The 23828-nt window shown below is 65.5% G+C and carries 18 protein-coding genes; 11 read left to right on the top strand and 7 right to left on the bottom strand.

What is annotated here, in order from left to right; genetic code table 11:
- Positions 1–54 precede the first annotated feature (54 nt).
- Positions 55–504: a hypothetical protein gene (locus G3N58_RS10740; RefSeq protein WP_167282855.1), complete on the bottom strand. Its 450-nt coding sequence runs from the start codon at positions 502–504 to the stop codon at positions 55–57.
- 295 nt (positions 505–799) lie between these two features.
- Positions 800–1105 (bottom strand): PsiF family protein, encoded by a 306-nt coding sequence (locus tag G3N58_RS10735; RefSeq protein WP_167038203.1) that lies wholly within the window; start codon positions 1103–1105, stop codon positions 800–802.
- Positions 1106–1682: 577 nt separating this feature from the next.
- Between G3N58_RS10735 and G3N58_RS10730 the strand changes: the two genes are divergently transcribed.
- From G3N58_RS10730 to G3N58_RS10710, 5 genes are read left to right on the top strand one after another with little or no spacing between them, the layout of a single operon-like run.
- Positions 1683–4088 (top strand): ATP-binding protein, encoded by a 2406-nt coding sequence (locus G3N58_RS10730; RefSeq protein ID WP_205999144.1) that lies wholly within the window; start codon positions 1683–1685, stop codon positions 4086–4088.
- 32 nt (positions 4089–4120) lie between these two features.
- Positions 4121–4852, top strand: a complete 732-nt coding sequence (locus G3N58_RS10725) for a methyl-accepting chemotaxis protein (RefSeq protein ID WP_205999143.1) — start codon at positions 4121–4123, stop codon at positions 4850–4852.
- Complete coding sequence (locus G3N58_RS10720; protein ID WP_205999142.1) at positions 4849–5388, top strand: hypothetical protein; 540 nt, start codon at positions 4849–4851, stop codon at positions 5386–5388. The genes G3N58_RS10725 and G3N58_RS10720 overlap by 4 nt, the downstream gene beginning before the upstream one ends.
- Before the next feature lie 27 nt (positions 5389–5415).
- Positions 5416–6432, top strand: a complete 1017-nt coding sequence (locus G3N58_RS10715) for a chemotaxis protein CheX (protein ID WP_205999141.1) — start codon at positions 5416–5418, stop codon at positions 6430–6432.
- 31 nt (positions 6433–6463) lie between these two features.
- Entirely contained in the window at positions 6464–6829 is a 366-nt protein-coding gene (locus tag G3N58_RS10710; RefSeq protein WP_205999140.1) for a response regulator, read from the top strand.
- A 155-nt stretch (positions 6830–6984) separates the two neighbouring features.
- On the opposite strand, the gene G3N58_RS10705 is transcribed toward G3N58_RS10710, so the two are convergent.
- The 3 genes from G3N58_RS10705 to G3N58_RS10695 form a co-directional block, all read right to left on the bottom strand.
- Positions 6985–8373 carry an FAD-binding oxidoreductase gene (locus tag G3N58_RS10705; RefSeq protein WP_205999139.1) on the bottom strand — a complete coding sequence of 463 codons (1389 nt, stop codon included), beginning with the start codon at positions 8371–8373 and terminating at the stop codon, positions 6985–6987.
- A gap of 84 nt (positions 8374–8457) precedes the next feature.
- Complete coding sequence (locus G3N58_RS10700; RefSeq protein WP_167038190.1) at positions 8458–9435, bottom strand: cyclase family protein; 978 nt, start codon at positions 9433–9435, stop codon at positions 8458–8460.
- A gap of 103 nt (positions 9436–9538) precedes the next feature.
- Positions 9539–10240, bottom strand: a complete 702-nt coding sequence (locus G3N58_RS10695) for an AraC family transcriptional regulator (RefSeq protein ID WP_205999138.1) — start codon at positions 10238–10240, stop codon at positions 9539–9541.
- Between G3N58_RS10695 and G3N58_RS10690 the strand changes: the two genes are divergently transcribed.
- Positions 10241–10441, top strand: a complete 201-nt coding sequence (locus G3N58_RS10690; RefSeq protein ID WP_205999137.1) for a hypothetical protein — start codon at positions 10241–10243, stop codon at positions 10439–10441.
- A gap of 167 nt (positions 10442–10608) precedes the next feature.
- Here the strand turns inward: G3N58_RS10690 and G3N58_RS10685 are convergent, their stop codons facing one another.
- Together G3N58_RS10685 and G3N58_RS10680 are read right to left on the bottom strand one after the other, a co-directional pair.
- Positions 10609–12783 (bottom strand): malate synthase G, encoded by a 2175-nt coding sequence (locus G3N58_RS10685; protein WP_205999136.1) that lies wholly within the window; start codon positions 12781–12783, stop codon positions 10609–10611.
- A gap of 91 nt (positions 12784–12874) precedes the next feature.
- Entirely contained in the window at positions 12875–13279 is a 405-nt protein-coding gene (locus G3N58_RS10680; protein WP_167282838.1) for a heme-binding protein, read from the bottom strand.
- 379 nt (positions 13280–13658) lie between these two features.
- On the opposite strand from G3N58_RS10680, the gene G3N58_RS10675 reads away from it, so the two are divergent.
- From G3N58_RS10675 to G3N58_RS10655, 5 genes are all read left to right on the top strand, one after another.
- Positions 13659–14540: an MOSC N-terminal beta barrel domain-containing protein gene (locus G3N58_RS10675; protein WP_205999135.1), complete on the top strand. Its 882-nt coding sequence runs from the start codon at positions 13659–13661 to the stop codon at positions 14538–14540.
- Between the two features lie 476 nt (positions 14541–15016).
- The gene (gene nirB / locus G3N58_RS10670; protein ID WP_205999134.1) at positions 15017–17566 is read left to right on the top strand and encodes a nitrite reductase large subunit NirB; all 2550 of its coding nucleotides are present in this window, start codon (positions 15017–15019) and stop codon (positions 17564–17566) included.
- Between the two features lie 111 nt (positions 17567–17677).
- On the top strand, positions 17678–18031 hold the full coding sequence (gene nirD / locus G3N58_RS10665) for a nitrite reductase small subunit NirD (protein WP_167038178.1): 354 nt from the start codon (positions 17678–17680) through the stop codon (positions 18029–18031).
- 14 nt (positions 18032–18045) lie between these two features.
- Complete coding sequence (locus G3N58_RS10660) at positions 18046–22290, top strand: bifunctional nitrate reductase/sulfite reductase flavoprotein subunit alpha (RefSeq protein ID WP_205999133.1); 4245 nt, start codon at positions 18046–18048, stop codon at positions 22288–22290.
- Positions 22291–22451: 161 nt separating this feature from the next.
- Positions 22452–23819, top strand: coding sequence for an MFS transporter (locus G3N58_RS10655; RefSeq protein ID WP_167282829.1), 1368 nt, complete (start codon positions 22452–22454; stop codon positions 23817–23819).
- The last annotated feature ends 9 nt before the right edge of the window (positions 23820–23828 follow it).

Raw genomic sequence — 23828 nt, 5'->3', positions numbered from 1 at the left:
ATTGAAATGGCCGCGCTCGTGCAGCCATTTCGCGAGGCAAGCCGCACATGCCGCTTACCCGTGATTCGCCGGACTCTTGACCGGCGGCGGACGCCGCAGCGCGCGGCGCACCATGCCGATAATCACGCCGATCAGGAACAGGATCGCCGCCGGCACCACCCAGTAGCCGACGAACGCGTGCCACAGATAAGCCATCAGCGTCGAGCGTCGCACGCTGTATTCGTTGATCGCGTCCTGCTGGCGCGCCGCGTTGGCAGCCAGCACGTCGGCCGGGCAGCCGGCGGCTTTCGCTTCGTCGGGCTTGCCGTGGCAATGCGCGGGCGCGCCGGCCGCGCGTTGCGCGTCGGTGAAATTCCAGGTGGTCAACGCGCGGTCGAGGTCGACGGCGTTATACGACATTTCCTCGCGGATCTCGTTGACCGCAACGATCGCCACGGGCACGGCCCAGAATACGATGACCAGCAACCACCGCCTCAGCCAGCGGTTTTTATACTTCGATACCATCCTTGCCTCCGGTCGATGCTCAGCAGCACGAACGACAAGATGGCGGCCCGTTTGATCCGGTTGTGTCGGGTAGGTGAGGGTGGGCCGTCTCCGCAGCCATCATAGAAGAAAAACGGCGGGTTCGTGCGGGCGGACAGCGAAGGAAGACAAAGCGCGAGCCGTGCCGGCAAGCGCGCGGCCGGGCCGCGATGGGCGAGGCAGGCCCGATGCGCCGGCGCCCGCGTGCTCGACACAGGCGCCGGCGGGCGCCGGCAGATGCCGACGCCGTGGGAGACGGCGATTTCGTGCGGACGTTCTAGTTGGCAGCCGCCGGCGCCGACGACGACAGGCAGGTCTTCATGAACGCCTTGCGGTCGTCGCCTTTCTTGCCGGTGGCCTGGGCGTTGCACGCCTTCATCTTGTCCTGTTGGCTCATCGGCGCGGCGGCGGCCGGCTTCGCGGACAGGCAGGTCTTCATGAACGCCTTGCGGTCGTCGCCCTTCTTGTCGCCGGCCTGCTTGTTGCAATCGGCCATTTTGGTCTGCTGGCTGTTCTGCGCGAACGCCGGTGACACGAGTACCGCGCCGAGCACCAGCGCAGCGATAGCGGATTGAATCTTCATGGGACACTCCATCGGTGGTGAAAACGTTTTTGGTCGTTCATGCGCGCGGGCGTCGATAACGGAGAGGCCCCGGCGCATCCATTATGGCGAATGCCGTCTGCGAGAACGTAGAAAAATGCCATCCGGTTGACAAGGGGCGCCGCTCGTTTTCCCTTAGGGGCCCGGTTCACGCGGCATGGTCATGTGCTGTCCATGCACTCTGCGGTGCTGTACGGCCCCGTACCCGAGTGCAAAAAGAGCGGCATGAGAAAGCCGTGAGTCCGCTCTTCCCAGGCTGTTATCGAAGCTCGAACCCGCGCTTACCCGCGCTTTGACGATCAGCAGGCTTCATCCCGCCACAGGCCCAGGAGAAAACCATCGGGCATGAATAACGGCAGTTCTTTCCCGAACTTGAGCCCATATCGGCCTCTGAAAATTTTTTTTCGGCAAATCCTTAAATCGCACTCTTTCACGGGGATTTCGTCACGTCCTCGTCACACGCCCGCGACGATAATCCCCGCGCCCGCAAGTACAAAATCACACGGGCGACCCGCAAAAAGCGGGGGATTTTGCATTTCCAGATCTCGGGGATCTTCAGATGACCATCCGTCACTGCATCACGCTTCTCGTCGTTCTGATGCTCGTTGCGCTATCCGCCATTGGCGGCTACGCCGTGCTTCAGACCCGCAGCAGTGCCGTCAATGTGCGGCAGGTTACTCAAGGTGTCGTGCCGAGCGCGCTCGCGTCGGCGGACCTCGTCTCGCAGGTCAAGGACGTGCAGCTCGCGATGATGACGCTCGTCTATGCGCCCGACGCGAATATGGTTGCGCAGGCCCAGGCGCTTCTGAAGAGCAAGGAAGCCTCGTTGCAGGCCGCACTCGATGTGCAGGCCCGGGCCGCGCAAGGTCAGGCGCAAACGGGGCTCGTGAGCCAGGCGCGCGAGAGCCTCGCGAATTATTTCAACGCGGTCAATGACACCGCGAAGATGAAGGCCGAAGGCAAGAACGAACTTGCGCAGGCCTATCTGTTCGCGAACGTCGCGGAGTATCGCGACGAACTCGAAGGTATCGTCGAGACGCTGCGCATCGAGAAGAATCGCCAGAAGGACGCCGCGATCGGGACGCTGAACGACGCGCTCGCCACCACCACGACCGCGATCGCCGCCGCGACCGGCGCGGCCATCGCCGTGCTGGTGCTGATCAGCGCGCTGCTGTATCGCCAGATTACGCGTCCGCTGAGCCGCATGCAGGTCGAGATGAGCGAGATCGCGGCGAGCCAGGACTTCACGCGGCGCGTGCCGGTCGGCCGCATGGACGAGATCGGTCATTCGATCGTCGCGTTCAACGGCATGATCGAAAAGATCCAGCAAAGCTCGCTGCAACTGAAGCAGAAGACCGCCGACATCCAGGCGATGCTGCAGAACATGCAGCAGGGCATTCTGACCGTGGTCGAAGGCGTGGTCGTGCATCCGGAGTACTCGGCCTATCTCGAAGCGATCTTCGAAACGCGCGAGATCGCGGGGCGTCCGCTGCTCGATCTCGTGTTCGGCGGCACCGGCATCGGCAGCGACAGGCTCGCGCAAATCGAGGCCGCGCTCGCAGCATGCATTGGCGAAGACAGCATGAACTTCGAGTTCAACCAGCATCTGCTCGTCAACGAAATCACCAAGCCGATGGCCGATGGTCGCGTGAAGACGCTCGATCTGAGCTGGTCGGCCATCACCGACGAAAACGATGTCGTATTGCGCCTGATGCTGTGCGTGCGCGACGTGACCGAGTTGCGCGCGCTCGCTGCCGAAGCCGGCGAACAGAAACGCCGCCTCGAAATGATCGGCGAAATTCTCGCGGTGAGTCAGGAGAAATTCCATCACTTCGTCGAAAGCGCAACGGGCTTTATCCACGAGAACGAGCGCATCATTCGTCAGCATCACGAACCGAGCCACGAGGCGGTGGCCGAACTGTTCCGCAACATGCATACGGTCAAGGGCAATGCGCGCACCTACAGCTTTGCGCATCTGACCGGCGTCGTGCATGAAACCGAGCAGCGCTATGACGCGTTGCGCCGAGAGAACAGCAGCGAAACGTGGGACCAGCAGTTGCTGATCGAAGACCTGCAACGCGTGAAGGCGGCGCTCGAAACCTATGCGACGATCAACGAGGTGAGCCTCGGCCGCAAGGGGCCGGGCCAGCGCGGCGCGATGGAGCGCTATCTGATGGTCGATCGCGAATTGATCCAGAAGCAGTTGAACGTGCTCGACATGCTCGGCAGCGCGGACCCGGCCGATCAGCGCGAACTCGCGACATTGCGCGAATCGTTGCAGCGCGAGTTGCGTCTGCTCGGCACCGAATCGATCTACGAGGCACTCGCGGGCGTGATCGAATCGCTGCCGTCGCTGGCAGCCGAACTCGGTAAAGAAGCGCCCACGGTGCGTATCGACAGTAACGGCTATCGTGTGCGCAGCGAGGCGAGCAACACGCTGCGCAACGTGTTTACGCATCTGCTGCGCAATTCGGTCGATCACGGGATCGAGGCCGCCGTCGAGCGTCTTGCGAACGGCAAGCCGGCGGCCGGCGTTATCGATCTGGAAGTCGGTGTCGATCATCACGCGCTGCAGATCACGATTAGCGACGACGGGCGCGGCCTCGCGCTCGCGAAGATTCGCGCGGCCGCCGTCGCACGCGGCTGGATCGAGGCCGATGCCGCGCTCAGCGACGAAGCGATTGCGGAGATGATTTTCCGTCCCGGCTTCTCGACCGCGCAAAGCGTGAGCGAGATTTCGGGGCGCGGGGTCGGCATGGATGCGGTGCGCGATTTCGTGCGGCGCGAGCAGGGCCGCATCGAATTGCGTTTTACCGACGAGCGGCGCGGCGCGGACTATCGCCGCTTCCAGACCGTCGTGTATTTCCCCGAAAACTGGGCCGTGGACAGTCTCGACAAATCCGCCGATGCAGCGCAATCGCACGAGCGTGACGCGGATGCTGCCGCGGGCCGGGTCGTGTGTTGAGCGTATGTTGAATGTAGCGAGGGGAGCCGGTCGTGCTTGAACATTATCTTCTGACGGTATGCGTGGGCGGCATCGTCGCCGCATTGGTCACGGGAATTTTTTATCGCCGCAAGCTCAAGGCAGGCGAACAGGTGCAGCGCCTCGCGTGCGAGCGCGTCGCGGCGCTCGAAGCGCAACTGGAAGCCGCGCACGGCCTCGCTGAAGAGGCCAGCCGCGAGCATGCCGCGCTCGAAGCGAGGCTTGCCGATCTGCGCGCCGAGGCACAGCAGGGCGCGCACGAGCGCGATGCCTTGCAGACCTCGCTCGACGCCGCGCGTGCCCACGGTGACGAATGGTTGCAGCATGCCACGCGGATCGCTCAGGAAGCGGCTCGTCTGAAGACGCTGTGCATCACCTTCGAGCGCTGGCACGAGCAGATGATTTCGCTGATGTCGCAGAACCGCGACATGCACAAGAAGAACCAGGAACTGTCCTCGATCGTGCAGCACGTGCTGATCGTCTCGCTCAATGCGTCGATCGAAGCGGCGCGCGCCGGCACGGCCGGCCGCGGCTTCTCGATCGTCGCGGGCGAAGTGCGTTCGCTCGCGTCGCGTTCGCAGGACCTGTCGAAAAGCTATCGCGAGAGCCTGCATCGCAACGATCTGACGACGGCCGCGACGTTTCAGGATATTCAGGCGGGCGGCAAGATGATTACGGCCTCGCTCGGCGGCGTCGAGGCGCTGGCGACGCAGTTTCAATCCCGCCTCGAACAGGCCGCGGCGTGATTACCGATCAGGCGAAGCAAAGCATCGTGGACATCTTCTGCCACGCCGCGCGCGCGCGTTTGCCCGCGACGCCAGGCGATGCGTGCGAGATCGCCGCCGTGCCGAGGTGGAATCGCGATCGTCCGGCCGCGCCGTGCGCGACGGTCCTGACGATCTCGTCGATCGGCTTCCGGCTGCTGTTCGTGCTGCATTTCAGCAATGACGAAGCGACGCGCGCGTATTACGTCGGCGACGACACGACGCGCCCGCTGCCGGAAACGCTGATGGAACTCGGCAACCTCTGTTGCGGCTATATGAACCAGCAACTGGTGAACGTCTTCCCCGATCTCGGCATGTCGACGCCGTATGAACTGCATAGCGCATGCGTCGAGTATCTCGACGAATTGCGGCCCGATCAGGTGTGGACGTATGAGTTGACGATCGGCGGGGCGGTCCGGCTCGGCGTCACCTTATGTCTGTGCGCCCAGGCGCCGCTCGATTTCAGGGCCGAACTCGCCACGGCGGACGAGAGCGAAGGCGCACTCGAACTTTTCTAGCGACACTGCATTCGCACACTGAATACGATGAATCTCAGCAAGCCCGTCAGTAAGGTGCTCGTGCTCGACGACAGTCCTGCACACGCGGAAGCCCTGAAGCTCTTTTTCGATGAGCACAATCTAATTGCGCTGAAGGTGCGCGACAGCCGCCGCCTGAGCGCGGTATTGAGCACCAGCATCGACCTCGGCGGCGTGCTGCTCGCGGACGATTACGGCGGCTCGCTCGACGAGGCCGCTGCGGCTGCGGCGCGTATCAATACTTTGCGTCCCGAACTGCCGGTTATTCTGCGCTTGAGCGGCAACACGCCGCCCGAACAGTTGCCGCACGCATTGAAGAACGCGGCCTGCGCGAGCTTCGATGCCGCGAACATGAGCGCATTGTGCGCGGCTGTCGATCAATACATCTTCAGCCTCGACTTTCCGAATGCGCTCGTGCGCGGTATCGCGGAGATCACGGAAGCGCGGCTCGCGACGCTATTCGACGGCGTCACGGTGCGCCGCGACGCGCCTAGCGTCGTGCGCGATCGCATTATCTTCGGCGAGGTGTTCAGCCTGATTCCGCTCGAAGGCACATGGTGCCGCGGCTACATGCTGATGCAGGCGCAGGAGGACCCGCTGCTCGCGATGATCGAACGCGACCGCGCGGCGCGCCGGAGCGGTGCAAATGGTGCAAGCGGTACAAGTGGTGTGAGCGGCCCGGGCGCGGCGGAAGCGGGCTTTCGCGATCTGAACAACCTGCTCGGCGAGTTGACCAATCTGATCTGGGGCGCCTTCAAGGACCGCTTCCTCGGTCCGCAGAGTGCGCGCGAAGCGAGTCAGGTGCAGGTGCCGCTGCTGGTCAATCACAAGCATCGCTACATCTCGTTCGGCTCGGATAATCCGCAACTGCGTTTCCAGTATCTGTTGCACGACGAGACGAGCGGGCAATCGGTCGCGATCGACCAGCGCTTCGTGTTCAACCTGAGCTGGTCACCCGAAGATTTCTCTGAAAACACGCTGGATGTCGACGATCTCGTCGAATCGGGCGAGCTCGATCTGTTTTGATACAACGCGTCGGCGACGCAAGGACATTGGCATGGCAAAGATTCTGGTGGTGGACGATTCGAGCACCGTTCGCGATGAAGTCGCGGGCTTTCTGACCAAAAACGGTCTGGACGTCGCGACGGCCATCGACGGCAAGGAGGGTCTCGCGAAACTCAGGACGGATTCGAATATCCGGCTGATCGTGAGCGACGTGAACATGCCGAATATGGACGGCCTGACGATGGTCGAGAAAATTCGCGGCGAACTCGCGAACAAGACCGTCAACGTCATCATGCTCACGACCGAAAGCAGCCCGGCGATGAAGGAGCGCGGCAAGGCGGCCGGTGTGAAGGGCTGGATCGTCAAGCCGTTCAAGGGCGATGCGGTGCTCGAAACGTTCAGGAAGCTGGCGGGCTGAGCGGCGGCGGACCGCCGATCGCCGGCCTGTGGGACGTCAGGGCGGTGCGCGGCGGCCGCTCACCGATGCGACATCGGAACGTCTCGTGGTGCTCGTTGCGCACGAGGTTCGCCTGCCTCATCTCTCGCGGTCATTGATCGCGAGAGATGAGGCAGTCAGGCATGACGCGAAGGCTGATCGCCTGCGATCGTCGGCAACGGCAAGGCCGACCTGAACACGTTGTCCGGATCGAACCGGCGCTTCAGCTCGACGATACGCGCGGCATTTGCGCCGAAGCTTGCCGCCGCACGTGCCGGATCCCCATTCGCCAGCAGATTGGCATAACACCCCGGCAACGCATGCGTGGCTAGTGCGCTCGACAGACGGGCAACCCAGTCGGCGTGGCGCGCCTCATCGTCGTCACTGCCGGCGTTCCAGCCGGCGACGATCTCGATCAACAGGTGGGGCTCGCGCATCGCGAACGCGGTCGCGTCGGTGGCGATGCGCGTGGCTTCACCGCGGAACTCGTGCGTAACGATCGCGCAGCCGCTGGATGGACGTCGCGCGAACGCATCGAGCAGGATCTCGATCACGGCAGGAGACAGGGCAGGCAGCGAACGGGTGTCCATCAGCACGCGCTGGCCGTTCACGATGTGTGCGTCGAAGAGGGTATTCGATGCACCGTAAGGCTGATGCGCGATCATCGACATGAGTGGATCGCCGGCCGCGAGGAGTGGCGCGACCTGCGCCTCGGCGTCGCCGGGCTTACCACTCCACGTCGGCGCGACGAGCAGCACCGGCGAACCGTCGGGCCCACTGAGCAGACCGAACTGGACTGTCAGCGCATCCGGCCGGTCCGAGGCGATGCTCGCGTAATTCGCCAGCACGGCAGGTGCGGCTTGAATCGGGTAGAAGAGCGGACCGCTGTAGACCGTTTCGAGTCGATGCAGCCGGTGCTCCATCGAAACGACGACACCAAAATTGCCGCCCCCGCCGCGCAACGCCCAGAATAGATCCGCGTGTTGCGTGTCGCTTGTGTGGACGACGGAACCATCGGCCAGCACAACCTCGGCAGACACCAGATTGTCGAGTGCGAGCCCGAAACGGCCAACCAGCGACCCGTAGCCGCCGCCGAGCGTCAGTCCGGCCATCCCGACGGCACCCGACGCGCCGGTTACGACAGCCATCCCTCGCGGATCAGTCGCCGCGAACACGTCGGACGCCAGCGCACCGCCGCCGATCTGGATCGTTCGACCATGGTCGTGGGGCTGCACGTTGCGCATCGAGGTCAGATCGATCACCAGCCCGTCGCACAGCGCGCGACGCGCCCAGTCGTGGCCTCCGCCTCGCACCGACACGGCAAGCCCGCAGTCGCGCGCGATACGCAATGCGGTCTGGACGTCGGCGGCCTGACGGCATACATAGACGCCGGCAGGCCGGCGGTCGCGGCCGCCCGCCCAGATATCGATGGCGTTCTCATAGGACGGATCGCCGGGTATGGCGATCGGCGCATCGGGAAAGGTTTGCCGAAACGTACGGCTCGGGAACGGAGAAGCAGGGGGCATGGCTTGATCTCGCAAGGACAACGAACACGGGGAATATGCGCAAGCGGCGCGAGCCGCTGGCCGCGCCGCTTTGCGTGGGATACGTCAACGGGAACGGGCCGCTGGCCGGGGCGTGCCGATCGCGACAGGACGCACGATCGAACCCGACGCGCCGCGCAACGCGAGCGGGACGACGATGGCCGCGAAGAGCCAGACGCGATCTCGCGCGAGGTCGTCGAGCTTCAGGTTCTGGATTTGCAGTACCCCGGCTTCGACGAGATTGAAGTGATGCGTACCGAACGGCGCATCGGTCCGCATGCCGGCAGGCGGCGCGCTCGCACCCTGGAGCTGCCCGTCGTTCACCGGGTCGGTGAACGGGTTGTCGAGCCCAACCACCACGGGTTCGGACGCAGCGAGGAATGCCGCGCCCGCGGCAGACAACCCCGGGCCGCTGGTGTAGTAGGCGCCGTATCGGGCGTCGCTCCAGCGTCGCCCCCAGCCGGTGTGGATGAACACGATATCGCCGGGAAGAATGCCGCGCTCGAGCAGGTCCTGACGCGCCAGCATCGCGGTGAGATCCTGCTCGGTGATTTCGAAACCTGGCGGCAGTTCGTCGACGCCGTGGTAGCCCGCTGCATCGAGCAGAATTCCCGTGCTCAGGAGCGGTGGCACCTCATCGATTCCCAATCTCGCGAGACGTCCGTGCGGATCGGGTTTGACGACCCGTTGCGGCAGGCCGCCGAAATAGCTCACCTCGTCGGCCGGGAGCGGGCCATGCCCGTCCCAGACGTCTTTCAACACGCCGAAATGACCGAGCGCGTCGATATGCGTGCCCTGCTGGCCAAGCGAGCCGGTGACTGTTTCGAGATTCCCCGCGTGAAGGGTTCCGGGTATCCCCTGTGTCGAGCCGAATTCGAACGACAGCGGTTGCGCGAACGGCGACGACGGTGCGGTGTCGTCGATCGGGTGCGCGAGGTCGTAGCAGCGGGCGCCGCCGGAAAGGAATGGCGCGCAACGTGTCCATGTATCGGGGCCGATGTAGCGCCAGTTGCCGCGGATATCGTCAGGATAAGAAGGGGGCATGTCATCTCCATAGAGACGACCGATATTGGATGTAACGCCAGATTCTGTATTGGACGGATGTGCTCAGGCCGCGACCGGGGCCTGCTTTTCAGTTCCCGCTTTTTCAATTCCCCCTTCTCAATTCCCCCGGCGCCATGCCGTGGACCTGGCGCATCCATCGCGACAGATGGCTCTGATCGGTAAAGCCGGTCGCGGCGGCAACCTCGGAGAGAGGCTGCGCGCTGCCGCGCAGCAAGTCCACGGCATGCGTTACGCGCAGGCGCATCACGTAGCGATGCGGTGTCATGCCGGTCGCGTGCCGGAACAGCCGGGAAAAATGGAAGCGACTACAGCCCGCCACCGCGGCGAGTTCGGCCACTCCGATCGGTTCGCCGATATGCGCATGAACATAGTCGGACAACATGTTCAATGCCCGCCGACTCAACGCGCCGTGCACGGGGACGAGCGGCGCGGCGACGTGATGCGTGGCGACATGCCGGAAGATCTGGTCCGACACGCTGCTCCAGAACAGTGGGCCGTTCGGAAGCCCCGCTGCGGTTTCCGCGAGCAGCAGGCGCGCGAGGCGCAACAGAGGGGCGTCACGGCCGTGCAGGCGCTCGACCAGGCGCGGTTCGGCGATGTCCGCCCGCAGTGCCTCCATCGCGAAGCACTCGGACGACAGGACCAGCGATACGGCATCGATATCGTCCGGTGCTTCGACGCCACAATCCGCGTTGGCGGGGCAGATGGACAGCGAACCCGCTACCGCCCGATGTTCAAGGCGGCGCCCAGCGATTGCACACCGCAGCATCGACGGTGCCGACATATGGAAGCTGATCAGATGTTCGCCGCAGTGGCCGGCAAGATGCGCGCCGCCGGCAAAACGCAGTGCCGCGACTGCCACCCCGAGGTCGCCCGGCGAGCGCCCGTCGACGAGTACCGCAGGTGCCGCGCCGTCCGCCTGGATAGCGTGCAGGCCTTGTCCGTTCAGCGTTCGTTGTGCATCCAATCACCGCCTCCTGAATGAGCGAATCCGCCCGTGTCGATACACGAGCGCCGTGCATTCACATCCATGAGCAGATTCGCAAACGCGTCGAATGTAACCTGGAAATGAAAAACGGGCGCTGCATCATGCAGCGCCCGTCGACGTTTCAGCCCTGCTTCTGCCGGAACCTCGTCCCGGCAGAAACGGCATCAGCCCTGTTGCTTCACCTCGAGCCGGAACTTGTGCAGCAGCGGCTCCGTGTAGCCGCTCGGCTGCTGGCGTCCCTCGAACACGAGCGCCTGCGCGGCCTTGAACGCGATCGTGTCGTAGCCCGGCGCCATCGGCTGGTAAAGCGGGTCGCCCGCGTTCTGGCCGTCGACGACCTTCGCCATGCGCCGGAACGTCTCCTCGACGAGCTCGCGCTGGATCACGCCGTGATGCAGCCAGTTGGCGATGTGCTGGCTCGAAATACGCAGCGTCGCGCGGTCTTCCATCAGGCCGACGTCGTGAATGTCCGGCACCTTCGAGCAGCCGACGCCCTGGTCGATCCAGCGCACCACGTAGCCGAGAATGCCCTGGGCGTTGTTGTCGACCTCGGCGCGGATTTCCGCGTCGCTCCACTGCGCCTTTTCGACGACCGGAATCGTCAGCAGGCCGTCGAGCAGTTCGTCGCGCACGCTCGCATAGTCGGTGCGTTCGAGTTCCTGCTGAACCGCCTGCACGTCGACCTGGTGATAGTGCAGCGCATGCAGCGCGGCGGCGGTCGGCGAGGGCACCCATGCGGTGTTCGCGCCGGCCTTCGGATGCGCGATCTTCTGTTCGAGCATCGCGTGCATGAGGTCCGGCATCGCCCACATGCCCTTGCCGATCTGCGAGCGGCCGCGCAGGCCGGCGCTCAAACCGACCAGCACGTTGCTGCGCTCGTACGCGGCGATCCACTGGCTCGACTTCATGTCGCCCTTGCGCATCATCGGGCCCGCTTCCATCGCCGTGTGCATCTCGTCGCCGGTGCGATCGAGGAAGCCCGTATTGATGAACGCGACGCGCTCCGACGCTTCGGCGATACAGGCGAGCAGGTTCACGCTGGTGCGGCGCTCCTCGTCCATGATGCCCATCTTGATCGTGTTGCGCGGCAGCTTCAGCAGGTCTTCGACGCGCGCGAACAGCTCGCTCGCGAACGCGACTTCGGCCGGGCCGTGCATCTTCGGCTTGACGATATAGATCGAGCCGGTGCGCGAATTGAGCTTGTTGTTACGGTCGTGCAGCGCGCACAGCGTCGTGATGACCGCGTCGAGAATGCCTTCCGGAATTTCGCGGCCGTCTTTCGTGAGCACGGCCGGGTTGGTCATCAAATGGCCGACGTTGCGAATGAACAGCAGCGAGCGGCCATGCAGCACGACCGGCGCGGCGCCGTTCGCGGCGACGTACACGCGGTCTTCGTTCAGGCGGCGCGTGAAGGTCTTGCCGTTCTTCGTGACCTCTTCGGTCAGGTCGCCGTTCATGAGGCCGAGCCAGTTGCGATAGAGCTGGACCTTGTCGTCGGCATCGACGGCCGCGACCGAATCTTCGCAATCGATGATCGTGCTGACCGCGGCCTCGACCACGACGTCCTTCACGTGCGCGGCATCGGTCTTGCCGATCGCGTCGTTGGCGTCGATCTGGATGTCGAAGTGCAGGCCGTTGTGCTTGAGCAGCACCGACGACGGCGCGCTTGCCTCGCCCTGATAGCCGATGAACTGCCCGGGCGTCTTCAGCGCGCTCGTGCCGTTCTTCAGCGTGACGACAAGCTGGCCGCCCTCGACGCCATAACGCGTTGCATCGGCGTGCGAGCCGTTCGCGAGCGGCGCGGCTTCGTCGAGGAACTTGCGCGCATAGGCGATCACGGCCGCGCCGCGTACCGGGTTGAAGTCCTTGCGCCTGTCGGCGCCGTTCGTCTCGGGAATCGCGTCGGTGCCGTACAGCGCGTCGTAGAGGCTGCCCCAGCGCGCGTTCGCCGCGTTCAGCGCATAGCGCTGGTTCGACAGCGGCACGACGAGTTGCGGGCCGGCCTGTTCGGCGATTTCGCTATCGACGTGGTCGGTGGTCGCTTTGACCTGGGCGGGCACCGGCACGATATAGCCGATGCTTTCGAGAAACGCGCGATACGCGCGCAGATCGCGCACCGGGCCGGGATTGGCGCGATGCCAGTTGTCGAGTTCGGTTTGCAGGCGGTCGCGCTCGGCCAGCAGAGCACGGTTTTTGGGCGCCAGCTCGTGCACGAGGGCGTCGAAACCCGACCAGAAAGCGGCGCTGTCGAGTCCGGTGCCGGGCAGGGCTTCGGTTTCGACGAACTGGTCGAGATTGGCGGCGACCTGCATTGCGCCGCGCGGGTTCATCTGGGTCATCGACTGCTCCATCAGTTTGAATGGGACCGGCGAGGGGGCACCGGTCCGGGCTTGACAAAATTGCACTACGGGATTGCTCTACGCACTCGCGTCAGACCGCGAGCGCCTGAATGCCGGCCTTCGCGATCTGCACGTCCTGCTCCGACTTGACGCCCGACACGCCGACCGAGCCGATCACCTGGCCGTCGACGATGACCGGCACGCCGCCTTCGAGCGTGCCGAGCAGCGGTGCGCTCAGAAACGCGGTGCGGCCGTTGTTGATCATGTCCTCATACACCTTGGTCTCGCGACGGCCGAGCGCCGCGGTGCGCGCTTTCTCGGTCGCGATGTAGGAGCTCGCCGGCGCGCAGCCGTCGAGACGCAGCAGCGCGAGCGGATGGCCGCCGTCGTCGGCGACCACGATGGCGACGGCCCAGCTGTTTTTCTCGGCTTCCGCGCGGGCGGCGTCGAGAATGCGGGTCGTGTCGGCCACGCTCAATACGGCTTTGCTCAGCATGATGATTGTCCTGTCTCGGTGAGGGTAGGGAAGCGTCTAACGGTTTCTTGTCCGGTGAGCGGCGCGGCGGCGTTGCCGAGGCGCGCGATGAGGGCCGGGCGTGGGCCCTCGGGGGCCTCTCGGCGGCGTCGGGTCTCGATCCGGGCGCCTTCCGGCGGCCTTCCCGCGCGCGTGATGCCCGGGGATTTTACGTCCAAGCGCGCCGGGGCGATACGGCGGCTTCCCTGGGCGCGAGGCAAGCCGCCGGCGCCGCGCCCGACAACCCCGGCCTCCCGCACACGACGCACACCGGCTTCGGCGCTACTGGAAGCCCGCATGCGCGGCGTCTTACAATCGCCTCTCGACCTTAAAAACGCGCTTTTCACGCGCCGTACCGATCATGCCGACCATCCGCGAACTGTTTGTTTATCCGATCAAATCCTGCGCGGGCATTGCGCTCGACGCGGCGCGGCTGTTCGCGACGGGCCTCGAATACGACCGCGGCTGGATGGTCACCGACCCGCACGGCGCGATGCTCACGCAGCGCGCGTATCCGCGCATGGCGCTGATTCGCGTCGAGATCGGCGCGCAGGAACTGATTATTCGCGCGCCCGGCATGAGCGAGTTGCGCACGCCGCTCGATGCCGCGCGGCTTGGCGCCGCGCCGAAGGTCGAGACCGTGGTGTGGCGCGATGCGGTCTACGGCCTCGACACCGGCGCGCAAACCGCCGCGTGGTTCACGGCCTTTCTGGGGCAGCCCGCGCGGCTTCTGCGCTTCGATCCGGCGCGCGAGCGCAGCGTCGATGGCGATTACACCGCGAGCGTCGGCGGCGCCACGACCTTGTTCGCCGATGGCTTTCCGCTGCTGGTGGTCGGCCAGGCCTCGCTCGACGACCTCAATGCGCGCCTGAACGGCAAGGGCGCGCCGTCGATCGGGATCGACCGTTTTCGGCCCAACATCGTGCTCGACGGACTCGGCGCCTACGAGGAGGACTATGTGGAGACGCTGAGCGCCGAGGCGCAGGCGCACGGCGAAGCGGGCGTCGAGTTGCGGCTCGTCAAGCTATGCACGCGCTGCCCGATGCCGACCATCGATCAGGCGCGCGGCGCGCCCGATCCCGACTGGCCGAACGAGCCGACCGATACGATGCTCGGCTATCGCGGCAGCGCGCGCTTCGACGGCGCGGTCACGTTCGGCAACAATGCGCTCGTCGCGAGCGGCAGCGGCGCATGGCTGCGGGTCGGGCAGCGGATCGAGGCTGAGCTGGGGTTTGGCGATTGAGCGGTGCGATCAGCGTTGCCCGGTTGAACCCGTGCGGGATGGCTGGGTGTTTCTGGCCGCATGCGCATGTGTGGTCGCTGCCGCTGACTGTTGCTGACTGCATGAGCGTGGCGTCAATGCATGCCCCATCGAGCAGTCGGTAGGTCGCCCGCTACTTTTCCCCACTGCGTCACCGATCCGCATCACGACGAGATTGCCGGGCTGCCGAAGCCCATGCTCGCTCCTGGAACTCGCTCTTATTCTCCCTGCATGCAGGCTCGCAGCGCGCACGCGCACAGTGCTGCGTCGCACCATCGCTGTGCCTGGCCGCCTCGGAACGCGTCGCCTCAGCCCATTCTTCCGGACAGGCACGATCCGGCGCGAAGTCCCACCGCACGGTGCTCAAGCGCACCTTGAGCTCAACCCGAGCGCAGGTTTCGCGCGATTGGCACAGCCTTTGCGTTAAGCATCGCCAGCTACTCAAGGACATCGCGCTCATGAAAATCATCGTTATCGGTCACGGGATGGTCGGCCACAAGCTGGTCGAATGCCTCGCGCGGGACGGCGCGCACGGCCTCGACATCACGGTGCTCGGCGAGGAATCGCGGGCGGCCTACGATCGCGTGCATCTGTCCGAATTTTTCGCGGGCAAGACCGCCGACGATCTCTCGCTCGTCGAGCCCGGTTTCTTCGAGCGCCACGGCATCCGCCTGAAGCTCGACGCGCAAGTCGTCGCGGTCGATCGCGACGCGCGCACGGTGACGATCGCCGGCGGCGAAACGCTGCCCTACGACCGGCTCGTGTTCGCCACGGGCTCGTACCCGTTCGTGCCGCCGGTGCCGGGCCGCGAGCGCGCCGATTGCTTCGTCTACCGAACCATCGACGATCTCGAAGCGATGCGCGAATGCGGTGCGCGCGCAAAGACGGGCACCGTGATCGGTGGCGGGCTGCTCGGTCTCGAATGCGCGAAGGCACTGCGCGACATGGGCCTGCAAACGCATGTGGTCGAATTCGCGCCGCGTCTGATGGCGGTGCAGGTGGACGAGGGCGGCGGGCGCGTACTGCGCAGCCGGATCGAAGACCTCGGCGTGACCGTGCACACGCAGAAGAACACCACGGCGATCGTCGACGGCGAAGCGGGCACGCATCGCATGCAGTTCGCGGACGGCAGCCATCTCGACACCGACATGATCGTGTTCTCCGCGGGCATCCGCCCGCGCGACGATCTCGCGCGCGCCTGCGGGCTCGAACTCGGTGCGCGCGGCGGCATCGCGATCGACGACACCTGCCGCACGAGCGATCCGCACGTCTATGCGATCGGCGAATGCGCGCTGTGGAACGGCCAGGTGTTCGGGCTCGTCGCGCCCGGCTACGAGATGGCGCGCGTGGTCGCGAAGCAACTGCTCGGCACGGCCGCCGCCTTTGCGGGCGCCGATATGAGCACCAAACTGAAGCTGATGGGCGTCGACGTCGCGAGCATCGGCGACGCGCACGGCAATACGCCGGACAGCCGCACCTGGCAGTTCAGCGACGAACGCAAACAGATCTACAAGAAGCTCGTCGTGTCCGGTTGCGGCAAGCATCTACTCGGCGCGGTGATGGTCGGCGACGCGAGCGAATACGGCACGCTCCTGCAGATGATGCTGAACCGTATCGAACTACCCGAAGCCCCCGAATTCCTGATCCTGCCGCAAGCGGACGGCAACGCGAAACCGGCGCTCGGTGTCGAGGCCTTGCCGGCTGCCGCGCAAATCTGCTCGTGCAACAACGTCTCGAAGGGCGCGTTGTGCGCGGCCGTTTGCGCGGGCGCGGCCGATATCGGCGCGTTGAAAAGCGCGACCGGCGCGGGCACGTCGTGCGGCGGCTGCGTGCCGCTCGTCACGCAGGTGATGAAAGCCGAGATGAAGAAGCAGGGGCTCGCGGTCAACAACCACCTCTGCGAACACTTTCCGTATTCGCGCCAGGAGCTCTATCACCTCGTGCGCGTCGAGGGTCTGCGCAGTTTCGGCGCGCTGCTTGCGAAGCACGGTCACGGGCTCGGCTGCGATATCTGCAAGCCGGTCGTCGCGAGCATTCTCGCCTCGTGCTGGAACGAATTCGTGCTGAAGAAAGAGCACGCGTCGCTACAGGACACCAACGACTACTACCTCGCCAACATCCAGCGCGACGGCACCTACTCCGTCGTGCCGCGCATGGCGGGCGGCGAAGTGACGCCCGATGGCCTGATCGCGGTCGCCCAGGTCGCGAAGAAATACGGCCTCTATACGAAGATCACCGGCGGCCAGCGCGTCGATCTGTTCGGCGCGCGCGTCGAGCAGTTGCCGTCGATCTGGGAAGAGCTGATCGCAGCCGGCTTCGAATCGGGCCATGCGTACGGCAAGTCGCTGCGCACCGTGAAGTCGTGCGTCGGTTCGACGTGGTGCCGCTATGGCGTCGGCGATTCGGTCGGCCTCGCGGTCGAACTCGAGAATCGCTACAAGGGACTGCGCGCGCCGCACAAGATCAAGTTCGGCGTCTCGGGCTGCACGCGCGAATGCGCGGAAGCGCAGGGCAAGGACGTCGGCGTGATCGCGACCGAGAAGGGCTGGAATCTCTACGTGTGCGGCAACGGCGGCATGAAACCGCGCCACGCGGAACTGCTCGCGGCGGACCTCGATCACGCGACGCTCGTGCGCTATATCGACCGCTTCCTGATGTTCTACGTGCGCACCGCCGACCGTCTGCAACGCACGAGCGTGTGGCGCGACAACCTCGAAGGCGGGCTCGACTATCTGATCGACGTAATCGTCAACGATCGCCTCGGTGTCGCCGCCGAACTCGAAGCGGAGATGCAGCACGTGATCGACACCTACGAGTGCGAATGGAAGAAGGCTGTCACCGATCCCGAGACGCGCAAGCGCTTTCGCCATTTCGTCAACAGCAGCGAAGCCGACGGCCATGTCGCGTTCGTCGAGCAACGCGGCCAGATCCGGCCGGCGACGCAAGCCGAGCGGCAGACGCGGCTCGGCGAGAGGCCGGTTATTCCGGTGGTTGCCGAGACGGTTTGACGGCGCCGCTGCTGCTGTTCCGTTGTTATTCCGCTGTTTGTCTACTGTTTGCCCGCTGTTCGCCCGTAGCTTTCCCGCTTGTTCGACGATCTTTCAACGAGGACCCGAGCCATGAAAAACGACTGCCTGCCGCGCCCCTGGACCGCGATCTGCCCACTCGACGACATCGTGCCGAACACCGGCGTCTGCGCCCTGGTGAACGGCGCCCAGGTCGCGGTTTTTCACGTGGACGACGGCGCGGACGACAGCACCGTCTACGCGATCGATAACTTCGATCCGGGTTCGCATGCGGCGGTGCTGTCGCGCGGGCTGGTCGGCAGTGTCGGCGAGCGCATCGTCGTGGCGTCGCCGATCTACAAGCACCACTTCGATCTGCGCACGGGCGAGTGCATCGAGACGCCGTCGTATTCGGTCAGCGCCTTCGCCGCGCGCGTCGAAAACGGCCAGGTGTGGGTCGCGGTTTGACGCGGAATTCGCGCATGTCCGCCACGAACGTAAAAACCGTGTGTCCGTATTGCGGCGTCGGCTGCGGCATGGTGCTGCACGTCGAGGACGGCCAGGTCGTGAAGATCTCCGGCGACCGCGAGCATCCGGCCAACTTCGGCCGGCTCTGCACGAAAGGGCAGTCGGCGCACATCGCGCTGCGTCAATCGGGCCGCCTCGAAGGCGCGTTCGTGCGCCGCGCGCGCGGCGAAGACCCAGTGCCGCTGCCGATGGCGCAGGCGCTCAGCAGCACCGCGGCGCGCTTGCGTCGCCTGCTCGACGAACACGGTCCCGATGCGTTGTCGTTTTACGTGTCGGGACAGATGTCGCTCGAAGCGCAGTACCTCGTCAACAAGCTCGCGAAGGGCTTTATCGGCACCAACAACATCGAGTCGAACTCGCGTTTGTGCATGGCGAGCGCGAGTAGCGGCTACAAGCTGTCGCTCGGCGCGGACGGGCCGCCCGGTTCGTACGACGACATCGATCACGCGGACCTGTTCTTCGTGAGCGGCGCGAATATGGCCGACTGTCACCCGATTCTGTTTCTGCGCATGATGGATCGCGTGAAGGCGGGCGCGAAGCTGATCGTCGTCGATCCGCGCCGCAACGCGACCGCCGAGAAAGCCGATCTGTTTCTGCGGATCAAGCCCGGCACCGATCTCGCGCTGCTCAACGGCCTGCTGCATCTGCTGCACGAAAACGGCGCGACCGATGCCGCGTTTATCGACGCCTTCACCGAAGGCTGGGACGCGATGCCCGCGTTTCTCGCCGACTACACGCCGGAGAACGTCGCGCGCATCACGGGCCTCGCGGCCGACGACATCCGCCGTGCGGCGCAGATGATCGGCGCGGCGCAAGAGTGGATGAGCTGCTGGACCATGGGCCTCAATCAGAGCACGCACGGCACCTGGCACACGAACGCGATCTGCAATCTGCATCTGGCGACCGGGCGCATCTGCCGGCGCGGCAGCGGACCGTTCTCGCTGACGGGGCAGCCGAATGCGATGGGCGGCCGCGAAATGGGCTACATGGGGCCCGGCTTGCCGGGGCAGCGCTCGGCGCTCGTCGCGCAGGACCGCGCGTTTGTCGAAGACCTCTGGGACATTGCGCCGGGCACGCTGAAACCCGACGCGGGCACGGGCACGATCGACCTGTTCGCGCGGATGGCGGCGGGCGAGATCAAGGCGTGCTGGATCATCTGCACGAATCCGGTGGCGAGTCTCGCGAACCGGCAGAACGCAATCGCCGGTCTGCGTGCGGCCGAACTCGTGATCGCGCAGGACGCGTTCCTCGACACCGAGACCAACCGTTACGCGGACGTGCTGCTGCCCGGCGCGCTGTGGGCCGAGGCCGAAGGCGTGATGATCAATTCCGAGCGCAATCTGACGCTGATGCAGAAGGCGCTCGAACCGCCGGGCGCGGCCTTGCCCGACTGGCAGATCATCGCGCGCGTCGCCTGCGAAATGGGCTTTGCCGATGCGTTCACCTATGCGAGCGCCGACGCAGTATTCGACGAGATCGCGCGCGCGTCGAATCCGGCAACCGGCTACGACCTGCGCGGCGCGAGCCATCGCCGCCTGAAGGACACGCCGCTGCAGTGGCCGCTGGCTTCCGCGGCTTCGGACTCGCGCAATCCGGTTCGCTATCTGAACGACGGCGTGAGCCAAACGTTGCGGCTCGCCGCCGATGGCACCTATCCACGTCTCGCGTTTCCGACCGCGAGCGGCAAGGCGAAGTTTTTCGCGCGGACCTATGCGCCCCCGGCCGAATTGCCGGACCACGCATTCCCGATCGTCCTGAACACGGGCCGCGTGCAGCATCAATGGCACACGCTGACGAAGACCGGCAAGGTGGCGATGCTCAACAAGCTGAACCCGGGTCCGTTCGTCGAGATTCATCCCGACGACGCGGCCGCGCTCGGCATTCGCGCGAAAGACCCGGTCGAGATCCGTTCGCGCCGGGGCCGCGCGGTCCTGCCGGCCGTCGTGACCGAGCGCGTCAGCGCGGGCCAGTGCTTTGCGCCGATGCACTGGAACGACGTATTCGGCGACGACCTCTGCATCAACGCGGTCACGAACGATGCGACCGACCCGATTTCTCAGCAACCCGAACTGAAATGCTGCGCGGTGGCGTTGAGTCCGGTGACGGTTCCGGTCAGCGCCGATGACGTTGCGGACGCATTCGAGCGCCGCGCCGAGGCCGTTACTAAGACTTCTGCCGATGCCTCTGCCGAAGCCTGTGCGGATGCACACACAGCAACGCCGACCGCCAGCGCCAAGGACCTACCCATGCCCCGTATCGAAGCCCTCACGAGCCTGCTGCAACTGCGGCCCGAGCCGGCGCCGTCGCTCAGCGAGGCCGAGCATGCGTATCTGGCCGGCTTCGTGAGCGGCTTGCGTTCGGCCGAAGCGCAGGGCATCGAGAGCGTGCCGGTGCTGCCGGGCAGCGCGCCGTTCGACAGCGCGAAGCGATGTTACGTCGACGGTTTGCTCGCCGGTCTTTATAGCCGCAGCATGACGAACACCGCTTCGTCCGCGGCATTGACCGGCAGCGCACTGGCGACGCGGGGCGCGGAACCGCGCGAAGCCGGCGCGCCCAATATACGGATCGTCCGCGCGCGTCCGAAGGTCACCTTGCTGTGGGCCTCGCAAACCGGCAACACCGAATCGCTGACCGAGCGCTACGCGACGCGTCTGATGGAATCGGGCTTCGAAATCCGCACCGCGTGCATGGCGGACTATCCGTTCGCGACGCTCGCGAAGGCGCAATACGTGCTGCTGATGACGAGCACATTCGGCGACGGCGACGCGCCCGACAACGCCCAGGACTTCTGGACGCAGTTGCAGGCCGACACGGCTCCCAGGCTCGACGGCGTGCGCTTCGCGGTGCTCGCGCTTGGAGACCGCAACTACGACCCGTTCTGCGGCCACGGCCGCCGGCTCGACGAAAGGCTCGCCGCGCAGGGCGCGCTGCGTCTCGCCGCGCGCGTCGATTGCGATACCGACTACCAGGAGGTGGCCGATGCGTGGCTCGAACGCGTGATCGCGCGCATCAAGGAAGAAGATGCGGCGCTGCATGCGGTGCCGCCGGGCGGCATGATCAACGCGGTGGTGCCGGGCATCGTGCCGACGAAAGCGCGGCCGGCCGCCTCGCGCCTCGTCGGCAATCTGCGCCTGAACCGGCAGGGCGCCGCGAAGGACACGCGCTACGTGTCGTTGCATACCGCCGAGGCGAACCTCGAATACGAAGCCGGCGATGCGCTCGGCGTGTGGCCGAGCAACTGCCCCGAGCTCGTCGACGAACTGCTGACGCTGAGCGGCCTGCCGCGGGAAGCGCCGGTACAGGTCGCGGGGCTCGGCGAGATGCGGCTCGCCGATGCGCTCGCGAGGCACTACGAGATCGCGCGGCCGAGCCCGGAAGCGCTTGCGTTTGTCGCCGCACGCAGCCGCGACGGCGCGCTGCGCGATCTGCTCACGCCCGCGCGCAAGGCCGATCTCAAGCAATGGCTATGGGGACAGCAGCTTGCCGACGTGCTGCACGAGTTTCCGGTGAGCCTCACGGCAACCGAACTCACGAGCGTGCTCAAACGCCTGCAGCCGCGGCTCTATTCGATCGCGTCGAGTCCGAAAGCGCATCCGGGCGAAGTGCATCTGACCGTTTCGGCGGTACGCTACAGCAATGGGCGGCGGCATCGTAAAGGCGTGTCGTCGACGTTTCTCGCGGACCGCGCCGACGAGACCGACGTGCCTGTTTTCGTGCAGACATCCGCGCATTTCCGGCCGCCTCGCGAGGCCGGCACGCCGGCGATCATGGTCGGCCCCGGCACCGGCATCGCACCGTTTCGCGGCTTTCTGCACGAGCGGCGCGCACGCGGCGACCGGGGTCGCAACTGGCTGTTTTTCGGCGAGCAGCATGCCGCAAGCGATTTCTACTATCGCGACGAACTCGAAGCGATGCGCGCGAGCGGTCTGCTGACGCAACTCGACGTCGCCTTCTCGCGCGATCAGGCCGACAAGGTCTACGTGCAGGACCGCATGCGCGAGCACGGTGCGCAACTGTGGGCATGGCTCGAAGACGGTGCGCATTTCTACGTGTGCGGCGACGCGAACCGGATGGCGCGCGACGTCGACGCGGCGCTCAAGGACGTGATCGCGACGCACGGCGGCATGAGCGAGGAGAGGGCGCTCGAATACGTGAGCCGCCTCACGCGTGAAAAGCGTTACGCCCGCGACGTGTATTGATCGCGCTGCGCCATGAAGCGTGACGCAAGCGCGCCGGCACACATGGCATGAGGCTTGCATATTCATGCGCGACGGCGGAATGAGCAGCTCGCGCATATCGACGCGCGCTGCAACGAATCCGATCGTTCGACGACAGGCAATCAGTTTGATAAGGATCTCTGATGAACAACGTGATGAACTCTCTTAAAAGCGGAGACTGGCGCGCACTCGTTGCCTGCTTCCTGTATTTCGACACCGGCTTTACCGTCTGGGTACTCTATGGACCGCTCGCGCCGTTCATCAGCAAAAGCATCGCGATGACGCCCGCGCAACAGGGCCTGCTCGTCGCGGTGCCGGTGCTCTCGGCGGCGATTCTGCGCGTGACGCTCGGCAATCTCTATCAGTCCGCGCATGGCAAGCGCATTGCGCTGATGGGCGTGCTGCTCTCGGCCGTGCCGACGCTCGTGCTGCCGTCGTTGCAAACGGTGCCGTCGTACGAGATGCTGCTCGTGCTCGGCGTGTTCCTCGGCGTCGGCGGGGCCAGCTTCGCGGTGGCGTTGCCGATGGCCGGCAGCAACTATCCGCCGAAAGTGCAGGGGCTCGTCCTGGGACTCGCGGCGGCCGGCAATATCGGCGCGGTGCTCGACGGCTTCCTGTTTCCGCAACTCGCGACACGCTATGGCTGGCAGATGGCCGCCGGCGGTGCCTTGCCGCTGCTCGCGATCGCCGCGATCACGCTGTATTTCTGGGCCAACGACGCGGGCGTCAAGAGCGGCAGCGTGCTGCGCGCGTTCGGCAGCTTCGCGGCAACGCTCGTCGGCCTGATCGTGCTCGTGCTGTTCGTCGAAGCGGGGCTGTTCGGCGCCGGCAAGAGCGGCGTGCTGCTGTTGCCGGTGATCGGCGCCTTGCTCGCGATCGCGGTGCTGCCGAAGCGCTATCGCTCGGTGCTCGGCGAGCGCGATACGTGGGTCATCATGCTTGTCTACAGCATCACGTTCGGCGGCTTCGTCGGCATGTCTTCGTATGTGTCGCTGCTGCTGACGAGCCTCTATCAGCTGAGCAAGATCGACGCGGGTCTGTTCATGGCGCTGCTCGCCGCGACCGGCGCGATGGTGCGTCCGCTTGGCGGACTGATCGCCGATCGCGTGTCCGGCGTGCGCGCGCTGACCGTGCTGCTCGCGATCATCGCCGTGTGCGACTTCGTGTTCGCCGCCGCGATGCCGTCGCTCGCGGGCGGCATCGCGCTGCTGCTGTGCCTGTACGTCGCTTTCGGGCTCGGCAACGGCGCGACGTTCCAGCTCGTGCCGCATCGCTGGGCGGGCCGCACGGGCCTGATGTCGGGCATCGTCGGCGCGGCGGGCGGTATCGGCGGCTTCTATCTGCCGGTCGTGATGGGTATCGCCAAGGAAAGCACGGGCAGCTATCAGATGGGCTTCGCGACGTTCGGCGCGCTGGCCGCCTGCGCGTTCCTCGCGATCGTCGCGCTGCGCCGGCCGTGGATGGCCTGGTCGATGCACACGGGCGTCATGCACGCACACGTCGCCGAATAACGCGCCGAG

The sequence above is a fragment of the Paraburkholderia sp. Ac-20342 genome, from assembly GCF_017104985.1.
GTDB lineage: Bacteria > Pseudomonadota > Gammaproteobacteria > Burkholderiales > Burkholderiaceae > Paraburkholderia.
This window is presented reverse-complemented; position numbering and strand designations above follow the sequence as displayed.

What these genes read in the sequence shown, in the direction of transcription:
- G3N58_RS10655 (WP_167282829.1), top strand. Translation starts at nt 22,452, where the DNA reads ATGAACAACGTGATGAACTCTCTTAAAAGCGGAGACTGGCGCGCACTC.
- G3N58_RS10680 (WP_167282838.1), bottom strand. Translation starts at nt 13,279, where the DNA reads ATGCTGAGCAAAGCCGTATTGAGCGTGGCCGACACGACCCGCATTCTC.
- G3N58_RS10740 (WP_167282855.1), bottom strand. Translation starts at nt 504, where the DNA reads ATGGTATCGAAGTATAAAAACCGCTGGCTGAGGCGGTGGTTGCTGGTC.
- G3N58_RS10705 (WP_205999139.1), bottom strand. Translation starts at nt 8,373, where the DNA reads ATGCCCCCTGCTTCTCCGTTCCCGAGCCGTACGTTTCGGCAAACCTTT.
- G3N58_RS10735 (WP_167038203.1), bottom strand. Translation starts at nt 1,105, where the DNA reads ATGAAGATTCAATCCGCTATCGCTGCGCTGGTGCTCGGCGCGGTACTC.
- G3N58_RS10695 (WP_205999138.1), bottom strand. Translation starts at nt 10,240, where the DNA reads ATGTCGGCACCGTCGATGCTGCGGTGTGCAATCGCTGGGCGCCGCCTT.
- G3N58_RS10685 (WP_205999136.1), bottom strand. Translation starts at nt 12,783, where the DNA reads ATGACCCAGATGAACCCGCGCGGCGCAATGCAGGTCGCCGCCAATCTC.
- G3N58_RS10710 (WP_205999140.1), top strand. Translation starts at nt 6,464, where the DNA reads ATGGCAAAGATTCTGGTGGTGGACGATTCGAGCACCGTTCGCGATGAA.
- G3N58_RS10675 (WP_205999135.1), top strand. Translation starts at nt 13,659, where the DNA reads ATGCCGACCATCCGCGAACTGTTTGTTTATCCGATCAAATCCTGCGCG.
- nirB (WP_205999134.1), top strand. Translation starts at nt 15,017, where the DNA reads ATGAAAATCATCGTTATCGGTCACGGGATGGTCGGCCACAAGCTGGTC.
- G3N58_RS10690 (WP_205999137.1), top strand. Translation starts at nt 10,241, where the DNA reads ATGGAAGCTGATCAGATGTTCGCCGCAGTGGCCGGCAAGATGCGCGCC.
- G3N58_RS10700 (WP_167038190.1), bottom strand. Translation starts at nt 9,435, where the DNA reads ATGCCCCCTTCTTATCCTGACGATATCCGCGGCAACTGGCGCTACATC.
- G3N58_RS10730 (WP_205999144.1), top strand. Translation starts at nt 1,683, where the DNA reads ATGACCATCCGTCACTGCATCACGCTTCTCGTCGTTCTGATGCTCGTT.
- G3N58_RS10660 (WP_205999133.1), top strand. Translation starts at nt 18,046, where the DNA reads ATGTCCGCCACGAACGTAAAAACCGTGTGTCCGTATTGCGGCGTCGGC.
- G3N58_RS10715 (WP_205999141.1), top strand. Translation starts at nt 5,416, where the DNA reads ATGAATCTCAGCAAGCCCGTCAGTAAGGTGCTCGTGCTCGACGACAGT.
- nirD (WP_167038178.1), top strand. Translation starts at nt 17,678, where the DNA reads ATGAAAAACGACTGCCTGCCGCGCCCCTGGACCGCGATCTGCCCACTC.